Raw genomic sequence first — 19,040 nt, 5'->3', positions numbered from 1 at the left:
ACCCCCCCCCCCCCCCCCCCCCCCCCCCCCCCCCCCCGCCACACCCCCCCCCCCCCCCCCCCCCCCCCCCCCCCCCCCCCCGGCGGCTCACGCCTCGGCGGCCGCGCTGAGGCTCATCCTGTAGATCTCCGTGTCGTCCTCGAAGAGGGTGACCCGGTCCGCGCCCCCGTCGAGGAGCTCCTTCCAGACCTCGCCGATCCAGGATTCGGCGTCCCCCTGGGTGGTGAACTCCTCCGGTTCCACCGCCGGGGTCGTCTCGGCGCCGTCGGCCTTCTCGAACCGCCATGTCCACACCATGTCCGCCTCCGTTGCTCGCACGCGATCTCACACTTCTCGGCATGAGTGTGCCCGCAGAGTAACCGGACGCGCACCAGTACCGGCGACGCGGGAGGATCTCTGTGTGGAACTCACCTTGCTCGGCACCGGAACCCCCGAAGGACTGCCCCGCCCCGGCTGTCCCTGCGCCGCCTGCGCGGTCTCCGTGGGCACGCTCGCCCGCGCCGCGACCGCCGTCCTCGTGGACGGCGCGCTGCTGCTGGACCTGACGCCCGGGGCGGTGCTGGCCGGGGCCCGCGCGGGGCATTCGCTGGCCGGCGTACGGCAGGTGCTGCTGACGCACCCGCACGACGGGCCGCCCGTCGAGCTGCCGCCCGGACTGCCCGCCGCGGGCCGGGTGCCGGACGGGCGGGAGCTCGCGGTGATCAGCGGGCACCGGGTGCGGGCGGTGCCGATGGATTCGCCGGGCACCGGGTACGAGGTCACCGGCCCGGACGGGAGCCGGCTGCTGTACCTGCCACCGGGCGGGGCGCCGGCCGGCACCAACGGGACGACGGCGCGGCGCGCGTACGACGTGGTCTTCGCGGACGTGCTCGGCCGCCCCGAGGCCCTGGCCCGGCTGCGCGCGAGCGGTGCCGTCGGCCCGGCCACCGACGTGATCGCCGTGCACGTGGACCACGACACCCCGCCGGGCCGGGAACTGGAACGCCGGTGCGCGGCCGCCGGTGCCCGCGCGGTGCCCGACGGCACCACGGTGGTGGCGGGCGACTACCACGCGGTGCCGGACGTACCGCGCCGCACCCTGGTGCTGGGCGGTGCCCGCTCGGGCAAGTCCTTCGAGGCGGAGCGACGGCTGGAGTCCTTCCCGGAGGTGGTCTACGTCGCCACCGGCGGCACCCGCGACGGTGACGCGGAGTGGGCCCAGCGCGTCGGCCTGCACCGCGAGCGGCGTCCGGCCGGCTGGCGGACGGTGGAGACCTGCGAGCTGGCGCCGCTGCTGGAGCGGGCCGGCCCCCCTCTGCTGATCGACTGCCTCGCGCTGTGGCTCACCGACGCAATGGACCGGGCCGGCGCCTGGGACGACTCGGTATGGGCGGCGGGCGGCCAGAAGGAACTGCGCGAACGGATGGCCGGCCTGGTGGCGGCGGTCCGCGCGACGCGCCGCCGGGTGGTGCTCGTCAGCAACGAGGTGGGCGCCGGCGTGGTCCCCGCGACGGCGGCGGGACGGCGGTTCCGCGACGAACTGGGCCGCCTCAACAACGCGGTGGCGGGCGAGTGCGAGCACGTCCTGCTGGTGGTGGCGGGGCAGCCGCTCGCCCTCAAGGAGCAGCCCCGGTGACGGCCCGCCAGGGGATCGGCGGGAGCGCCCCTGAGGGAGGGCCTGACCGGCTGTAGTCTCTGGCAGATGACCACGCTGAATCTCGACGACTTCTCCGATCTGATCGAACGCCCCGACGGGGGCGTCCGGCGTGACGCCGAGGATCGCCGTGAGCGGCTGGCCGTGCCGCCCGGCGCGCTGGGACGGCTCGACGACCTCGCCGAATGGCTGGCCGCCGCACAGGGGCGGGTCCCGGTGAAGCCGATCGACCGGCCGCGCGTCGTGCTGTTCGCCGCCGACCACGGGATCGCCGCCCAGGGTGTCTCGGCACGGGCCGCGGGCAGCACCCACGAGCTGGTCCGTTCCGTCCTGGAGGGGACCAGCCCGGTCTCCATCCTGGCCGGGCGGCTCGGCGCGGGCGTGCGCGTCGTGGACGCCGGACTGGACTGCGACCCCGGGCTGCTGCCCGAGGACGTGACCCGGCACCGCGTACGGCGCGGCAGCGGCCGGATCGACGTGGAGGACGCGCTGACGGCGCAGGAGGCCGAGGCCGCACTGCGCCTGGGCATCCGGATCGCCGACGAGGAGGCCGACTCCGGTACGGACCTGGTCGTCCTCGGCGACATCGGCGTGGGCGGCACCACCGTGGCGGCCGTGCTGGTCGCCGCGCTCTGCGGAACGGACGCGTCCGTGGTCACCGGCCGCGGCGGGGTGCCGATCGACGACCTGGCCTGGATGCGCAAGTGCGCCGCCGTCAGGGACTCGCTGCGCCGGGCCCGCCCGGTCCTCGGCGACCAGATGGCACTGCTGGCGGCGGTCGGCGGCGCGGACGTCGCCGCGATCACCGGCTTCCTCCTCCAGTGCGCGGTACGCCGTACGCCGGTCATCCTCGACGGGGTCGTCTCGGCGGCCTGCGGACTGGTGGCCCAGCGGGCCGCCTTCCGCTCCCCGGACTGGTGGCTGGCCGGACAGACCAGCGGGGAACCGGGCCAGGCCAAGGCCCTGGACCGGATGGCACTCAACCCCGTGCTCGACCACGGCGTCACAGTGGGAGAAGGAACCGGGGCCTTGCTGGCACTCCCCCTGGTCCAGGCGGCCGCCGCACTCGCGGCGGAACTTCCGGAGCGGGCGGCTGTGGAACAGCCGACGGACTGAGACACCGGGCACTACGGGCCTGACCAGTCCGCAGTGCTCGCACTGCCTGTGGACGGTGACGCCCCATATCATCGCTTTTCATGGGAGAGGTCCGCTTGACCAGCGCAGACACCGACCGGAGCCTCGATCAGGCCTCCGGCAAGGGTTCCAACAACAAGAAGGAGTCCGGCGGCGAGCCCGCCGCGAAGGCCGAGAGCCGCAGAGGAAGCGCCTCGTCGAGGCGCAGCGCCGCCTTCGCGGTCTGGTACCTGCGGGCCGTCACCTTCGTGAACTTCCTCAGCGCGGTGTGGCTTTCGCTCGGGCAGGACCTGCGCAGGCACAACACCGCCGACTTCTACACCCCGTACCTGCTGACGGCCGGGTTCGCGTCCGGCCTGTTCTCGATGCTGCTCGCGGTGACCATGGGCCGCCGCAAGCGGGCCGCGTGGATCCTGAACCTGGTGGTCAGCGGCATGCTGCTGCTGGCCTTCGCGGTCGCCGCGTTCGCCCCGTGCACGAGCGGCGAGTTCAACCTGTGCTACCCGGAGTTCCGCGACCACGCGCAGAACTGGGTCTCGCTCGCCCTGACGGCCGCCTTCGTCGGCGCGCTGCTGGTGGGCCGCCACGAGTTCTACGCCAAGGGCGACCGCTCGAACCCGAAGCTGGCCACCGCCGTCGCCGCCGTCGGCCTGCTGCTGACCTCGCTGGTCGCCGCCCTGCTGGTGGGCGCCACCAACACGGACCCGGACAGCGCCGACGCGACGTTCCTGGCCCGCTGGCGGTACGGCGTGATGCGGCTGATCACGCTCGCGCCCGACGACAAGGCGTACAACGCGATCACCACCCCCGCCTGGGTGGACGTCTTCATCAACGTGATGTCGATGCTGCTGCTGCTCGCCGTGCTATTCGCGGCCTTCCGCTCGCGCCGCGCCGTCGACCCGCTCACCCCCGAGGACGAGGAGCGGCTGCGGGCGCTGCTCGCCAAGCAGGGCGACCGCGACTCGCTCGGCTACTTCGCGCTGCGCCGCGAGAAGTCCGTGATCTGGTCCCCCACCGGCAAGGCCGCCGTCACCTACCGCGTCGTCGGCGGGGTCTCGCTGGCCTCCGGCGACCCCATCGGCGACCCCGAGGCCTGGCCGGGCGCGATCGAGCCGTGGCTGGCCGAGGCCCGCGAGCACGGCTGGGTACCGGCCGTGATGGGCGCCAGCGAGGAGGCCGGACAGATCTACGCCCGGCACGGACTGGACGCCCTGGAGCTCGGCGACGAGGCCATCGTGGAAACCGACGAGTTCACTCTGGAGGGCCGCGCGATGCGGACCGTCCGGCAGGCCTTCAACCGGGTCAAGCGGGCCGGGTACACGGTCCGCATCCGCCGCCACGCCGACATCCCGGCCGAGGAGATGGACGTCCTCCTCAAGAGGGCCGACGACTGGCGCGACGGCGCGACCGAGCGCGGCTTCTCCATGGCCCTGGGCCGCCTCGGCGACCCCGACGACGGCCAGTGCGTGATGCTGGAGTGCACCGACGGCAACGGCGACCTGCGGGCCGTGCTGTCCTTCGTGCCGTGGGGCCCCAAGGGCCTGTCGCTCGACCTGATGCGCCGTGACCGGGACTCCGAGAACGGCCTGATGGAGTTCATGGTCATCGAACTCCTGGAACGCTCCAAGGAGATCGGCGTCACACAGGTCTCACTGAACTTCGCGATGTTCCGCTCCGTCTTCGAGCGGGGGTCCAAGCTCGGCGCCGGACCGGTGCTGCGCATGTGGCGCTCCCTGCTGAGCTTCTTCTCCCGTTGGTGGCAGATCGAGTCCCTCTACCGGGCCAACGCCAAATACCGGCCGATCTGGGAGCCGCGGTTCATGCTCTTCGAGAAGAGTTCCGACCTGCTGCGCATCGGTGTCGCGGCGGGCCGGGCCGAGGGCTTCCTGGAGGCACCCGGCCTGCCGAAGTGGCTGCACCGCAGACATCTGGAGACGATTCGTTGACGTCGTGGTCGACGGCCCCACTACGGCGGTTCGCCCGCCGGGAGTGGGGCCCCATGTTCTGGACCATCCGGGACGCGCTCGTCCGCGACAAGTGGCGCGCGATCCCGATGACCATCGGCGCCGTCTGCCTGACCTCCTTCTTCCAGGTCGTGCAGAACACGTCGTGGGGCTTCCAGCCCGTCCAGGACCTGGGGTCCGTCAAGGCCGTCGACCCCCTGTGGCTCGCCGTGCTGCGCACGCCGCTGTCACTGTTCGTGCCCGCCCTCGACCTGCCGGTGTGGGGGGCCCTCGCCCAGATCCTGCTGGTGTTCGGGATCTCGGAGATCTGCATCGGCTGGTGGCGCACCCTGCTGATCGGCTACATCGCCACCCTCGCCGGGACCACCTACGCCCGGATCGGGCTCTCCCTGGGCCCCGACCACCCCTTCGGCCTGCCGCTGTCCGACCGGATCGTCAACGACACCGGCCCGTCCGCGGCCGTGGTGGGCCTCGCGATCTACGTCTGCTGGCGCTACCGGGCGTACTTCACCGGGTCGCTGGTGATCCTCGTGATGATCGGCGAGGTGCTGTTCAAGGACAACCTGGCGGGCAAGGAACACCTGGCGGCCATCGCCGCCGTGATGGCCGTGTGCACGGTCCGCGCGAAGTGGGGACCCGCCCGCTCCCGCGCCGCGGTCGTCCGCAGGCCTCCGCCCGTCCCTTAGCGGCACCCTGCCCTCCGGCCGGCAGGCCGTACCGTATCGGGGTGACGACAGACCTCGGGCCCTTCGCCCCCACCCGGCTGTGGATGCGGGCGCACCCGCTCGCCACCGACGCCGTGCTCGCGTTCGGGGCGTTCGTCTCCATGGTCGTCGGGTCCTTCGCCGATCCGCACGGACCGCACGGGCCCACCTTCGGGACCCGCACCCCCGAACCGTTCTCCCTGCTGCTGATGCTGATCGGCTCGGCGGCACTGGTGCTGCGCCGCCGCAGGCCGTGGACCGTACTGGCCGTCGCCTGCGGGGTCTCGCTGCTGGAGCTGAGCACCGGGGAGCCGAGGGCGCCCGTCGCGATGTCCGCGGTGATCGCCCTGTACACGGTGGCCTCCCGTACCGACCGGCCGACCACCTGGCGGATCGGGCTCGTGACGATGGCCGTGCTGACCGGCGTGGCGATGCTCGCCGGGCCGCTGCCCTGGTACGCGCAGGAGAACATCGGCATCTTCGCCTGGACCGGGATGGCCGCGGCCGCCGGGGACGCGGTGCGCAGCCGCAGGGCGTTCATCGACGCCATACGGGAACGGGCGGAGCGGGCCGAGCGGACCCGCGAGGAGGAGGCCCGGCGGCGGGTCGCCGAGGAGCGGCTGCGCATCGCCCGGGACCTGCACGACGTGGTGGCCCACCACATCGCCCTGGTCAACGTGCAGGCGGGGGTGGCCGCGCACGTCATGGACAAGCGGCCCGACCAGGCGAAGGAGGCCCTGGCCCACGTACGGGACGCGAGCCGCTCCGCCCTGAACGAGCTGCGCGCCACGGTGGGGCTGCTGCGGCAGTCGGGCGATCCGGAGGCGCCGACGGAACCGGCTCCGGGGCTGGCCCTGCTGGACGAACTGCTGGACACCTTCCGGCACTCCGGACTTCCGGTACGCGTGCTCATGCAGGTGGGGGCGGACGCCGAACCGCTGTCGGCCGCCGTGGACCTGGCGGCGTACCGGGTGATCCAGGAAGCGCTGACCAATGTCCGCAAGCACGCCGGCCCGGGAGCGAAGGCCGAGGTCAGCGTGGTGCGGGTGGGCGCCTCGGTGGAGGTGACCGTGCTGGACGACGGCGGGGACTCGGCCGACTCCGCCCCCGCGCCGACGGACCCGGGCGGCGGGCACGGCCTGCTCGGCATGCGGGAGCGGGCGGGCGCCCTGGGCGGCTCCTGCTTCACCGGCCCCCGCTACGGGGGCGGTTACCGGGTGCACGCGATCCTGCCGGTGGCCTGACCCGGCGCTAACAGGACTTCCTCCAGGGGCCCAGTTCGAGCTTCTTCTGCAGCGAGCTGAGCTTCAACTCCCGCGAGCGCGGACAGAACTCGTCCGTGGACAGTTCGTACTCCACGTGGAAGACGGCCTTGCCCGCCCGGATGAACGGGGTCAGCTCGTCGCACTCCCGGTACTGGGCGCACTGCTCGTTGACCGCGAAGTCGTAGTCGCCGAGCAGCTGCGGGATCTGGTCGAGGTCGTTCTTGAGGCCGACGGCCAGGCCCCGGTCGTGGGCGAGCTTCGCGATCATCCGGTTGAACTTCAGCTGGTCACCGGCGGTCACCGGGAAGCCGGAGTCGTTGTTGTAGGCGTCCATGTTGTCCGGTTCGACGGCGTCGAAGCCCTTGTCGCGGCACATGTCGAAGCGCTTGGCCATCAGCCGCTCGACGTCGGCCAGGCGCCGGACGTCGATCCACCGCTCGCCCTTCCAGCCGTTGCCCTCGCCGAGCATGTCCTTCGGGAAGTCCCCGGAGTCGGGGCGGAAGTCCTCCCAGGCGCCGGTGGAGATGTAGCAGATGGTGCGGCGGCCGGCCTTCTTCAGGCCGGCCACCTCCTCCTTGGAGGTGAGGAACCCGTCGATGTCGTACACGGGCACGTCCACGGAGGCGTCGAGCCCGCCGCTGAGCTGCCACTGCCAGGCCGTCCCGGGCAGCGGCTGCCAGCGGCCCCCCGGCGCCGGGGAGGGGACCGGGCTGGCGGCCGTGGACGGGGTGGGTCCCGGTTCGGGGGTCTCCTCGTCGTCGGGTTCGGAGGAGCAGCCGGTGAGCACGAGCAGGGCGCCGGCGGCGATGACCGCGAGCCCGGTGGTGAAACGCTTCATCCGGCTGCCTCCAGGGCGTTCGGGAGGGTCCCCCAGGGATGCGCGCCGGTGCCGGGGACCGCGCAGTGCACCCCGGCCCGGCGCACCGCCGCGAGCTCCGCGGCGGGCGCGCCCGGCGGGACCGCGTACACGAGGTGGCAGAACGTCCGGGCCGGGTGGCCGGCGGTCCAGGCGGGCGGCTCGGCCGCCGCGTCGCGGTAGGCGTCCCAGGGTCCCTCGAAGGTGACGAGCAGGTCGGCGAGTTCGACGTACCCGGGGTGCGGGTGGACGCCGTGGTTCAGGACGAGCGTACGGGCCCCCGCGGCACGGGCCGCGACGGCGAGCCGTCCGTAGTGGGGCAGCAGCCCGGGATCGGCGGCGGCCTGGTCGAGGAAGGCCCCGTCGGTGGCGTACCAGTCGCGGTGGCGCAGCAGGTCCTGGACCACCTCCGCGTGCGGGCGGCGCCCGTAGTCCGTGTCGACGTACCCGAGGACGGGCACGCCGGCGTCCCGCAGCCGGGCGCAGACGTCGGCGAACCGTTCGTCGGGGGCCCGGCCCGGACCGCTGTCGGGGTTGAGCACCACGGAGTGGAGCCGGCCCGCGGAGCGGATGAGCAGCTCCCAGTCCTCGGGCCGGTCGGCGGGGTGCTCGTAGAGCGGCACCAGCAGCATGGGGTCCTTCTCCTCGTACGCGGACACGTGATCGGAGCTCACCGGTGGGCCGTGGCCCTGCCGAGGAGCAGGCACACCAGGACGGCCAGGGCCGCCGCGGCGCCGCCCGCCACGACGAGCTGCACCAGCCGGGGCTGCCCCGCCCCGGCGAGCAGGGCCAGGCTCTGGGCGACGGCGGCGCAGGCGCAGACCACGGCCGCGGGCCGGACGGCGCCGAAGGACTGCAGGAGCAGTCCGGTCCACATCACGGCGCCCAGGAGCAGCAGGGTCGCGACGCGGATCCAGGTCAGGCCGGGGGCGTGCGGCCACAGCAGGGTTCCCGTGACGCCGAGGGCGAGCAGCACCGCCAGGTAGACGGCCAGGCAGCCGGTCAGGGTGGAGAGCATCCTGCGCCGGAACGCCCGGGGCGAGCGGGCGGCCCGCAGCCCGGCGAGGCTGCCGCTGCGGAAGCGGTGCAGCAGCCACTCGGCGGGGCCCATGCTGAGGGTGAGGGCCACCGCGGAGGGCGCGGCGACCGCCTCGGCGGGGCCGCCGGAGAGCACCTCCCCCAGCGCGGCGTACAGCACGAGCAGGCCGGTGCCGAGGCCGAAGACCCCGTAGGGCACCGAGTCCCCGATCCGGGGGCCGCGCCGGGCGTGGTCCTCCTCGGCGCCGCGCAGCATCCGCCAGCGCACCGGGCCCCGTTCGCCGGGCCGGCTCCGGAGCCGGCCGCGGATCCGGCGCACGGCGGCCCGTACGCCCCGTTCGACCGGGAGTTCGCGCAGGGCGAGCGTGCAGGCGGCCAGCAGGGACACGGCGAGCAGGGCCACCCGGAGCGGCACGGGCAGGTCCGTGAAGAGGGAGAGCACCGCCCCCGCGGCCATCGGGCCGAGCGCGGCGAGCAGCGCCCGCTCGCGGCCGAGCACCAGCAGGACGGTGGCGGCCCCGACGTACAGGGCCTGGCCGGCGGCGAAGCCGTACGAGAACGGCGGGCCGCCGGGGACGGCGAGCGCGGCGGCGGTGCCCAGCAGCGCCCCGGCCGGGGCTCCGGCGAGCAGGGTCCGCCGGGCGGCGGCCCGGTCGCCGAGGCCGAGCCAGGAGTAGGCGCGGTGGGACAGGGTCTGGTCCCAGACCCAGCCGATGAGGGCCCCGGCGAGCAGGGTCAGGGTGCCGGCGGGCAGTCCGAGCCGGTCCGGGGGGCCTTCGAGGAGGGGGGCGCCCAGGACGTAGGCGAGACCGGGCAGGACGAAGATCACCCCGCGGAGCAGGCAGGCGGTGAGGGAGACCTTCCAGGGGTCGGTGACCTCGTCCGGTTCCGGGAAGGAGCGCGGGACGCGGGCGTAGAGCTCCTCGGCGAGGGCGAAGGAGTCGTGGCGGCCGTAGGTCAGGCGGATGTACTCGTCGTTCATGCCGTCGGATTCGAGGACGGCGGCGATCTCGTCGGGGTGCACGGCGGCGGCGATGAACGCGCCGAGGCGGTCGGCGAGTTCGTCCATGGGATCGGCGGCGGCCACCGCCCCCGGACCGGTGCGCCGGGGCCGGGGGACGGCGGGGAGGGTGTCGGTGCGGCCGGCCCCCGCGCCGGGGCCGCCGCTCCCGCGGCCCGCGGCGGCGGCGTGGCCGACGTGGACCCAGCCGCCCTCCGGTCCGGGGGGCCTGAGCCAGAGCGATCCGCTCACCACAGGCTCCCGTCCGCGGCGAGTTCGCGGTACCAGGGGTCCGCGAGCCGCTGGGTCCAGTCGTCGCCCGCACGGACGGGCAGGACGGGCTGCCCGGCGAGTTCCCGGTAGATGTGCCGGAAGCCGTCGACGGACTGGTGGAGGGTGAACTTCTCGACGACCCGTTTGCGGGACGACCGGCCGAGCTCGGCCCGGCGCTCGTCGTCGCGCAGCAGGGCCAGGGTGGCGCGGGCCATGGTCTCGGGTTCGCGGGGCGGGACGACGAGCCCGGTGTCCCCGACGGCCTCGCGGACGCCCCCGACGTCCGTGGAGACGGTGGTGCGCCCGCAGGACATGGCCTCGATGATGCTGAAGGGGAAGCCCTCGCTGATGGAGGAGAGCATCACGACGCTGCCCGCCGCGTACGCCTTGGCGACCTCGGCGATGCGCCCCTCGTAGCTGATCCCGTCGCCGACGCCGAGTTCGGCGGCGAGCTTCTCCAGGCGCAGCCGGTACTCCTCGCAGCCCGCCGGGACCGGCCCGAAGAGGCGCAGGCGCAGGGCGGGCAGCTCCCGGCGCATGAACGCGTAGGCGCGGATGAGGGTTTCGAGGTCCTTGATCGGGTCGATGCGGCCGCACCAGCTGAGGGTGGGGACCTCGGGTTCGGGCCCGGCCTCGGGGAAGGCGTGCGGATCGACCCCGTTGTAGACGGTGCGGATCCGCTCGGCGTCGGCGCCCCCGCGCTCCTCCCAGCGGCGGTTGTACTGGTTGACGGGGGTGATCAGGTCGGCCTGCCGGTACCCCTCGGAGTTCAGCTCCCGGTAGAAGCCCAGCATCAGGGCCTTGACGGGCCAGCGCTGGGCGGCGGTGCGGTAGCCGAGGTAGCGCTCGCGCAGGTAGATGCCGTGCTCGGTGAGGAGGAACGGCACCTGGTCGAGGCGTTTGGCGGCGAGGGCCGGGAGGGTCGCGAGGCCGCTGCTCACGGCGTGGGCGACGCTGTCGGGCGGGATCCGCACGGACAGCGGGCGCAGGGCGTGTTCCAGCAGGTCGGTGGCGGTGAGCGCGTCGTGGACGGTGGGTTCGGCCCGGGCGGTGACCAGGCCGGGCCGGGTCCAGACGTCCATCAGGAGGCGGAGCACCGACTCGGAGCGCAGGGCCGGGGTGAGGCGGCCGGCCCGGGCGAGGCGGGCGAACTCGCCGAGGGCCTCGGAGAAACCGCCGTGCGCGGGGTCGATCAGCGAGAGCAGGAAGGTCTCGTAGAGGGCGGCGAAACGGCGGTGGGCCTTGCCCCGCAGCGCGGACCGGCGGGTCCGGGAGGGCGGCGGGCCCCAGAGCGGGAAGGAGGTGTGCCGGTAGACGTTGCGCGGCAGTTCCCAGGTGACCGGCTCACGTCCGGAGCCGGTCAGGGCTATGACGTTGAAGTCGACCTCCGGCATGCCGCGGACGAGCTGGTCGCACCAGGTGCTGACGCCCCCGTGGACGTGTGGATAGGTGCCTTCGGTGAGCATGGTGACATGACGCCCATGGCTCATGCGGTGTGTCCCCCCAGGACGGAAAAGGGGCCGGCGCCCGTGGGTTGGAGCGCCGGCGCTAGGTGGTACGCGTGACGGCCGGCAGGCGTTCCGGCCGTCGGGTCAGGCGAGCTTCAGGGTGACCGCCGACTGGAGCAGGTCGGGAGACGTCCAGGCGGAACGGGTGCCGGCGTAGGCGGTGCCGAAGTCCGCCGTGCCGAGCAGGAGCTGCTTCTTGGTCCCGTTGGGTGCGGTGACCGGGGCGACCACGCCCGAGGGCGCCTTGACGGTGACGTCCTTGCCGATGCGGTAGGCGGTGACCTGGTTGTTGGCGACCGCCTTGTCCCAGGCGGCGCGGCGGCTCAGCTCGACCCCGGAGTCCTTCATGCTCTGGTTGACGATCGGCGCGCTGGTCGCGTACAGCGAGCGGTAGGTGTCGAGGACCTGGTTGAGCACCGGGTACAGGGTGCGGTCCTCGGCCAGGTTGGACTGGTGGACGTAGTGCGGTTTCGGGTCGTTGGCGAGCACGTGGCGCAGGGCGGTCCGCGCCTCGGCCGGGACGATGTAGTCCTGGTAGCCGGTGTTCACGTCGAGCGGGGCCGGCAGACAGGTCGAGGTCGCCGGGTTGTCCTCGCAGAGGCCGCTGCCGCCGTCGGCCCGGCTGGTGTAGATCCAGTTGTACTCGTCGGCCATCTCCGCGTTGGTGCCCGTGTTGTAGTACACGTTCATCGGGTAGCGCGGGACGGTCAGGGCGGCTCCGACGGCACGCTGCGCGGGTTCGCGGGAGTTGTCGCTGCCCGCCCATTTCACGCCGTTGTCGGCGAAGGCGCCCGCCAGGTTGGGGTTGTCCGTGGGCTGCTGGGGGAGGGTCTTGAGACCGGAGTGCTCGCCGGTGACGATCTCGGTCCGGTCGGTGGCGATGCCGTGCGAGGCGGCCCAGTTGTTGTTGTCGCGGATCTGGGCGGAGATGTCGGCGCGGCTCATCCAGTTCGTCGCGCCCTGGGCGTTCTTCGTGCAGGTCCAGGGGGTGATGGAGGTGTCCTGGGTGCAGCCGAGGAAGAGGTGGGTGTAGGTGTGGTTCATCCACCGGTACTTGGCCCGGTCCGCGACCAGTTGCGCGGTCAGGGCGTCGGTGCCGCCGTTCTCGGTCTTCCACTCCTCCCCGGCGCCGGCGTTGAAGAGCATGTCGAGCTTGAAGTTCTTGCTCGTCTGCCACTGCGCCGCGTACTGGGCGTCGGCGGCGGTCATGCGGATGGTGCTCTCCTTGCCCTCGCCGCCCGCGCAGGCGTAGTCGCCGGGCGTGCAGTTGAGGGTCTTGTCCCAGCGGGCGTCCGGGGCGAAGACGTCGTCGACGTGGACCGCGAAGTAGTTGCGCTCCTGGCCGAGGTGGACGCCCTGGGTGAGCCACTCGACGATGCCCCGGGCCAGCAGCCGGAACTGCTGCTGGTACTGGTTGTAGGCGAAGGTGGCGACCAGTTCGCTGCGCCCGTCGTGGGTGTACTCGCCGAGGAGCGAGGCCCGCCCGGTGCCGCCGGGGACGGGGGCGTCCAGGTAGCTGGTGTAGCCGGCGCGCGGCTGCGCCATGAACCCGTAGCTCTCCATGATGAGCGGAGAGTTGTCCTCGAAGGCGACCTGACCCTGCAGGTACCCGAAGGGACCCGCCTTCCCCGCGGTGGTGACGGCGGCCTGGGTGCCGTCGAGCGTGCCGCCGTAACCGCCGTTGTCGGTGTACTCCAGGCCGACCTCGGGGTGCGCCCAGGTGTAGGCGTCGACCTGGCGGATGCCGTACGTCGTCTCGTACGCGGTGAGGGCGGCGAGCTCGGCCGAGCCCGCGCCGAACGGGTTCTCGTTCGGCAGGATGACCCCCTGGAACTTCGCTCGCGGACGGCCGGAGACCGTGTCGCTGAGGAACGCCGCGTCGATCACCGGGCGGCTCGCGCTGCTCAGGTCGACGCGGGTGTACGGGACTCCGGTGTCGCGGAGCTCGGCGGTGAGCGCCTGGACGGCGCCGCCGCCGTCGTCGACGACCAGCACCTTCAGGTCGATGCGCGGTGCGACGGTCGCCGCCTGGGCGGTCGCCGCGGGTACCGCGACCGCCATCAGGGCTGCTGCGGCCATCGCCGCGGCGGCCCTGTTCATCCGGTTCTTGTTGACCATTTCGGCCTTCCCCCCGCAGGCGTCCCTCGGCGGCGGCCCAAGGCGGAAGGCCGGGCCGGGGAGGCTCTGTGGAAATCATGCAAAGGGACCCCGCGTCCCCTTGCGAGAGTGGGTCGAGTCTCTCGGACCTCGTCAGGTCTAAAGAGCAAACCTGGAGCAGAGTCCACAGATGGGTGAACCTGATGGCCCTTTGATCGAACAACTTGCCAAACCTTCGAGTGACGTACGGGCGAGTACGTGCGCGTAGGCTCGTTTCCGGCGGCCGCCGGGCCCGAATACGATCGCTGCGGAGCGGCCGGAGATCCCGACGTGTCCGCAGCGCCCACACACACAAACGGAAGCGAGACTTCACCACCGTGACTGCTCTGACTCTCAGCACTGCCGGCGCGGCGACGCTGCGCGCCGACGCCCTCGTCGTCGGCGTGGCGAAGGGCCCCAAGGGGCTCGTCGTGGCCGCGGGCGCCGAGGCCGTGGACAAGGCGTTCGACGGAAAGCTCGCCACCGTGCTCGACGCACTCGGCGCCTCGGGCGGCGAAGGCGAGACCACCAAGCTGCCCGCGCCGGCCGGCCTCAAGGTCCCGGTCGTGCTGGCGGTCGGCCTGGGCGCCGCACCCGAGCAGGACGAGTCCTTCGACGAGGAGGCCCTGCGCCGCGCCGCCGGCGCCGCCGCCCGCGCCCTGCACGGCGCGAAGAAGGCCGCCTTCGCCCTCCCCCTGGACGACGCCTCCGCCGTCACCGCCGTGGCCGAGGGCGCGCTGCTGGGCGCGTACGCCTTCACCGCCTACCAGGGCGGCGAGAAGAAGGCCGGCAAGGGCTCCGGACCCAAGCAGCCGCTGGCCGAGGTCGCCCTGCTGGGCGCCAAGCCGCGTGACAAGGAGCACAAGGCCGCGGCCGAGCGCGCCACCGTGGTCGCCACCGAGGTCAACATCGCCCGCGACCTGATCAACACCCCGCCGAACGACCTCACCCCCGAGGCCTTCGCCGCCGTCGCGTCCGCGACCGCGAAGGAGAACGGCATCAAGGTCCAGATCCTGGACGAGAAGGCCCTGGTCAAGGGCGGCTTCGGCGGCATCATGGGCGTCGGCAAGGGCTCCGAGAACCCGCCGCGCCTGGTGAAGCTCTCCTACACCCACGCCAAGGCGGAGAAGACCCTCGCCTTCGTCGGCAAGGGCATCACCTACGACTCGGGCGGCATCTCCCTGAAGCCGGCCGGTCACAACGAGACCATGAAGTGCGACATGGCCGGCGCCGCCGCCGTCTTCGCCGCCGTCGTGGCCGCCGCCAAGCTGGGCCTCCAGGTCAACGTGACCGGCTGGCTCGCGCTCGCCGAGAACATGCCGTCCGGCTCCGCCACCAAGCCCGGCGACGTCCTGCGCATGTACAGCGGCAAGACCGTCGAGGTCCTCAACACGGACGCCGAGGGCCGTCTGGTCCTGGGCGACGCCCTGACCAAGGCCTCCGAGGAGAACCCGGACGCGATCGTCGACGTCGCCACCCTGACCGGCGCCATGGTGCTGGCCCTGGGCGACCGGACCTTCGGGATCATGGCCAACGACGACGCCTTCCGCACCTCGATCCACGAGATCGCGGAGGAGGTCGGCGAGGCCTCCTGGCCGATGCCGCTCCCCGAGGACCTGCGCAAGACCATGGACTCCCCCACCGCCGACATCGCCAACATGGGTGTCCGCATGGGCGGCGGTCTGGTGGCCGGCCTCTTCCTCCAGGAGTTCGTCGGCGAGGGCATCACCTGGGCCCACCTCGACATCGCCGGTCCCGCCTTCCACGAGGGCGCCCCGTACGGCTACACCCCCAAGGGCGGCACCGGCTCGGCCGTGCGCACCCTGGTCCGGCTGGCCGAGCGCACCGCCACGGGCGACCTGGGCTGACGTACCACCCCGTGAGACACGTCCTGTGAGACGCGACGCGCCCCGGAACCCGGTCACGGGTCCGGGGCGCGTTCGCTCTGGAAGAAACCTTGAGGATCAGTAGGTTTCTACGCCGCGGTAACCCCTACTTCGGGCAGAACGACCGTGCACACCCGGGGCCCGGCGTCCCGCGTTCCCCCGACAAATGCGAAGATGGGTTCTCGGCAGGACAGGGCCCCCACCACAGGGCCGAAGAAACAAGCGGCCGATTACCAGCCGCCGCCCGGTCACAGAGGACCGGTGCTCGGCGCACATGCATGGAGGACGTGACGTGGCGAACGACGCCAGCACCGTTTTCGACCTAGTGATCCTCGGCGGTGGCAGTGGCGGTTACGCCGCGGCTCTGCGCGCATCCCAGCTGGGTCTCGACGTTGCGCTGATCGAGAAGAACAAGCTCGGCGGCACCTGCCTGCACAACGGCTGCATCCCCACGAAGGCTCTGCTCCACGCCGGCGAGGTCGCGGACCAGGCGCGCGAAGCCGGACAGTTCGGTGTCAAGACCTCTTTCGAGGGCATCGACATCGCCGGTGTGCACAAGTACAAGGACGAGGTCATCTCCGGCCTCTACAAGGGCCTGCAGGGGCTGGTCGCCTCCCGCAAGGTCACCTACATCGAGGGTGAGGGACGCCTCTCCTCCCCGACGTCCGTCGACGTGAACGGGCAGCGCATCCAGGCCCGCCACGTCCTGCTGGCGACCGGCTCCGTGCCGAAGTCGCTGCCGGGCCTGGACATCGACGGCAACCGGATCATCTCCTCGGACCACGCGCTGGTCCTGGACCGCGTGCCCGAGTCCGCGATCATCCTGGGCGGCGGCGTCATCGGCGTCGAGTTCGCCTCGGCGTGGAAGTCCTTCGGCACCGACGTCACGGTCATCGAGGGCCTCAAGCACCTCGTCCCGGTCGAGGACGAGAACAGCTCGAAGATCCTCGAGCGCGCCTTCCGCAAGCGCGGCATCAAGTTCAACCTCGGCACCTTCTTCGAGAAGGCCGAGTACACCGAGACCGGTGTGCGCGTCACCCTCGCGGACGGCAAGACCTTCGAGGCCGAGGTGCTGCTGGTGGCCATCGGCCGCGGCCCCGTCTCGCAGGGCCTGGGCTACGAGGAGCAGGGCGTCGCGATGGACCGCGGCTACGTCCTGGTCGACGAGTACATGCAGACCAACGTGCCGACCATCTCGGCCGTCGGTGACCTCGTCCCGACCCTCCAGCTCGCGCACGTCGGCTTCGCCGAGGGCATCCTCGTCGCGGAGCGTCTGGCCGGCCTCAAGCCGGTCCCGATCGACTACGACGGTGTCCCGCGCGTCACCTACTGCCACCCCGAGGTCGCCTCCGTCGGCATCACCGAGGCCAAGGCCAAGGAGATCTACGGGGCGGACAAGGTCGTGGCCCTGAAGTACAACCTGGCGGGCAACGGCAAGAGCAAGATCCTGAAGACCGCGGGCGAGATCAAGCTCGTCCAGGTCAAGGACGGTGCCGTGGTCGGCGTCCACATGGTCGGTGACCGCATGGGCGAGCAGGTCGGCGAAGCCCAGCTGATCTACAACTGGGAGGCCCTGCCTGCCGAGGTCGCGCAGCTCATCCACGCGCACCCGACCCAGAACGAGGCCCTCGGCGAGGCCCACCTGGCCCTGGCCGGCAAGCCGCTTCACGCACACGACTAATCCACAGTCACGGGCGCGACGACCACTTCCGCACTTTCGTTAGGAGCAACAGAAACCATGTCGGTTTCCGTAACCCTTCCGGCGCTCGGTGAGAGCGTCACCGAGGGCACTGTCACCCGCTGGCTGAAGGCCGAGGGCGAGCGCGTCGAGGCCGACGAGCCGCTGCTCGAGGTCTCGACCGACAAGGTCGACACCGAGATCCCGTCGCCCGTCTCCGGCATCCTGGCCTCCATCAAGGTCGCCGAGGACGAGACCGTCGAGGTCGGCGCCGAGCTCGCCGTCATCGACGACGGCTCCGGCGCCCCGGCCCCGGCCGCCGCTCCGGCCGCCGAGACGGTCGTGGCCGAGACCCCGGCGGCTCCGGCCCCGGTGGCCGAGGCCCCGGCCGCCCCCGCACCGGCCGAGGCCCCCGCCCCCGCCGCCGCCCCGGCCGCGTCCGGCACCGATGTCGTGCTCCCCGCCCTGGGCGAGTCCGTCACCGAGGGCACCGTCACCCGCTGGCTGAAGGCCGTCGGCGAGTCGGTCGAGGCCGACGAGCCGCTGCTGGAGGTCTCGACCGACAAGGTCGACACCGAGATCCCCGCCCCGGTCTCCGGCACCCTGCTGGAAATCCTGGTCGGCGAGGACGAGACCGCCGAGGTCGGCGCCCGTCTGGCCGTCATCGGCGTCGCGGGTGCGGCTCCGGCCGCCGCCCCGGCCGCCGCCGCTCCGGCTCCGGTTGCCGCCCCGGCCCCGGCCGCTCCGGCTCCGGTCGCCCCCGCTCCGGTCGCCGCCCCGGCTCCGGTCGCCCCGGCCGCCCCGGTCGCCGCTCCGGCCCCCGTGGCCGCTCCGGCCCCGGTCGCCGCTCCGGCTCCCGTCGCCGCCGCTCCCGTCACCCCGGTCTCCGCCGGTGACGAGGGCGCGTACGTGACCCCGCTGGTGCGCAAGCTCGCCTCGGAGTCCGGCGTCAACCTGTCCACGGTTTCGGGCACCGGTGTCGGTGGCCGCATCCGCAAGCAGGACGTCCTGGCCGCCGCCGAGGCCGCCAAGGCCGCCGCTGCCGCCCCGGCCCCGGCCGCCGCTCCGGCCGCGAAGGCTCTGGCCGCCGCGGTGTCCGAGCTGCGCGGTCAGACCGTCAAGATGACCCGCATGCGCAAGGTCATCGGCGACAACATGATGAAGGCCCTGCACTCGCAGGCGCAGCTCAGCTCCGTGGTCGAGGTGGACATCACCAAGATCATGAAGCTTCGCGAGCAGGCCAAGGCCGGCTTCCTCGCCCGTGAGGGCGTCAAGCTGTCCCCGATGCCGTTCTTCGTCAAGGCCGCCGCCCAGGCGCTGAAGGCCCACGCGGTCGTCAACGCCCGGATCAACGACGACGAGGGCACCATCACCTACTTCGACTCGGAGAACATCGGCATCGCCGTGGACTCCGAGAAGGGCCTGATGACCCCGGTCATCAAGGGTGCCGGTGACCTCAACCTGGCGGGCATCTCCAAGGCGACCGCCGACCTGGCCTCCAAGGTCCGCGGCAACAAGATCACGCCGGACGAGCTGTCGGGCGCGACCTTCACCATCAGCAACACCGGCTCGCGCGGTGCGCTGTTCGACACCGTCATCGTGCCCCCGAACCAGGTCGCCATCCTGGGCATCGGCGCGACGGTCAAGCGCCCCATGGTCATCGAGACCCCCGAGGGCACCGTCATCGGCGTCCGCGACATGACGTACCTGACCCTGTCCTACGACCACCGCCTGGTGGACGGCGCGGACGCGGCCCGGTACCTCTCGGCGGTCAAGGCGATCCTCGAAGCCGGCGAGTTCGAGGTCGAGCTCGGCCTGTAAGGCCCCGCGCGCAGCCCCGGCTGCCGCTGGCGGCGCCCCCGTCCGGATCCGTCCGGGCGGGGGCGCCGTCGTTGTAACGAGCCTCACCCGGCGTCCCTGACCGGGAACGCATCGCAGCAGGCCACGACCGCCGTATTGTCTACG

14 protein-coding genes are annotated in these 19,040 nt (G+C 72.7%); 8 read left to right on the top strand and 6 right to left on the bottom strand.

Annotated features, from left to right (window positions below):
- Positions 1–87 precede the first annotated feature (87 nt).
- Positions 88–297, bottom strand: coding sequence for a hypothetical protein (locus tag ACZ5D2_RS37835; protein WP_371678858.1), 210 nt, complete (start codon positions 295–297; stop codon positions 88–90).
- Positions 298–400: 103 nt separating this feature from the next.
- On the opposite strand from ACZ5D2_RS37835, the gene ACZ5D2_RS37830 reads away from it, so the two are divergent.
- The 5 genes from ACZ5D2_RS37830 (at position 401) to ACZ5D2_RS37810 (ending at position 6,679) form a co-directional block, all read left to right on the top strand.
- Complete coding sequence (locus ACZ5D2_RS37830; protein WP_371678857.1) at positions 401–1,615, top strand: bifunctional adenosylcobinamide kinase/adenosylcobinamide-phosphate guanylyltransferase; 1,215 nt, start codon at positions 401–403, stop codon at positions 1,613–1,615.
- Between the two features lie 66 nt (positions 1,616–1,681).
- On the top strand, positions 1,682–2,749 hold the full coding sequence (gene cobT, locus ACZ5D2_RS37825; RefSeq protein WP_371678856.1) for a nicotinate-nucleotide--dimethylbenzimidazole phosphoribosyltransferase: 1,068 nt from the start codon (positions 1,682–1,684) through the stop codon (positions 2,747–2,749).
- Positions 2,750–2,829: 80 nt separating this feature from the next.
- Positions 2,830–4,713, top strand: a complete 1,884-nt coding sequence (locus ACZ5D2_RS37820; RefSeq protein ID WP_371678855.1) for a phosphatidylglycerol lysyltransferase domain-containing protein — start codon at positions 2,830–2,832, stop codon at positions 4,711–4,713.
- Positions 4,714–4,766: 53 nt separating this feature from the next.
- Positions 4,767–5,417 carry a hypothetical protein gene (locus ACZ5D2_RS37815; RefSeq protein ID WP_371678854.1) on the top strand — a complete coding sequence of 217 codons (651 nt, stop codon included), beginning with the start codon at positions 4,767–4,769 and terminating at the stop codon, positions 5,415–5,417.
- Positions 5,418–5,500: 83 nt separating this feature from the next.
- A complete protein-coding gene (locus tag ACZ5D2_RS37810) occupies positions 5,501–6,679 on the top strand; it encodes a sensor histidine kinase (protein WP_371681294.1) in 1,179 nt (392 codons plus the stop codon).
- Between the two features lie 7 nt (positions 6,680–6,686).
- Here ACZ5D2_RS37810 and ACZ5D2_RS37805 read toward each other — a convergent pair whose 3' ends face one another.
- The 5 genes from ACZ5D2_RS37805 to ACZ5D2_RS37785 all read right to left on the bottom strand — a co-directional run bounded on the left by ACZ5D2_RS37805 (position 6,687) and on the right by ACZ5D2_RS37785 (position 13,493).
- The gene (locus ACZ5D2_RS37805; protein ID WP_371678853.1) at positions 6,687–7,538 is read right to left on the bottom strand and encodes an endo alpha-1,4 polygalactosaminidase; all 852 of its coding nucleotides are present in this window, start codon (positions 7,536–7,538) and stop codon (positions 6,687–6,689) included.
- Positions 7,535–8,188, bottom strand: a complete 654-nt coding sequence (locus ACZ5D2_RS37800) for a spherulation-specific family 4 protein (protein WP_371681293.1) — start codon at positions 8,186–8,188, stop codon at positions 7,535–7,537. Before ACZ5D2_RS37800 ends, ACZ5D2_RS37805 begins: the two co-directional genes overlap by 4 nt.
- A 38-nt stretch (positions 8,189–8,226) precedes the next feature.
- Positions 8,227–9,846, bottom strand: coding sequence for a hypothetical protein (locus ACZ5D2_RS37795; RefSeq protein WP_371678852.1), 1,620 nt, complete (start codon positions 9,844–9,846; stop codon positions 8,227–8,229).
- Entirely contained in the window at positions 9,843–11,357 is a 1,515-nt protein-coding gene (gene pelF, locus ACZ5D2_RS37790) for a GT4 family glycosyltransferase PelF (RefSeq protein WP_371678851.1), read from the bottom strand. The genes ACZ5D2_RS37795 and pelF overlap by 4 nt, the downstream gene beginning before the upstream one ends.
- 102 nt (positions 11,358–11,459) lie before the next feature.
- Entirely contained in the window at positions 11,460–13,493 is a 2,034-nt protein-coding gene (locus ACZ5D2_RS37785; protein ID WP_371678850.1) for a hypothetical protein, read from the bottom strand.
- Between the two features lie 356 nt (positions 13,494–13,849).
- Here ACZ5D2_RS37785 and ACZ5D2_RS37780 point away from each other — a divergent pair, with 356 nt between their 5' ends.
- The 3 genes from ACZ5D2_RS37780 to sucB all read left to right on the top strand — a co-directional run bounded on the left by ACZ5D2_RS37780 (position 13,850) and on the right by sucB (position 18,896).
- Complete coding sequence (locus tag ACZ5D2_RS37780; RefSeq protein ID WP_371678848.1) at positions 13,850–15,379, top strand: leucyl aminopeptidase; 1,530 nt, start codon at positions 13,850–13,852, stop codon at positions 15,377–15,379.
- A 310-nt stretch (positions 15,380–15,689) separates the two neighbouring features.
- A complete protein-coding gene (lpdA, locus tag ACZ5D2_RS37775; protein WP_266838656.1) occupies positions 15,690–17,078 on the top strand; it encodes a dihydrolipoyl dehydrogenase in 1,389 nt (462 codons plus the stop codon).
- A gap of 57 nt (positions 17,079–17,135) precedes the next feature.
- On the top strand, positions 17,136–18,896 hold the full coding sequence (gene sucB, locus ACZ5D2_RS37770; RefSeq protein ID WP_468935871.1) for a 2-oxoglutarate dehydrogenase, E2 component, dihydrolipoamide succinyltransferase: 1,761 nt from the start codon (positions 17,136–17,138) through the stop codon (positions 18,894–18,896).
- Positions 18,897–19,040 lie beyond the last annotated feature (144 nt).

Source organism: Streptomyces sp. NPDC031479 (assembly GCF_055581065.1).
This window is presented reverse-complemented; position numbering and strand designations above follow the sequence as displayed.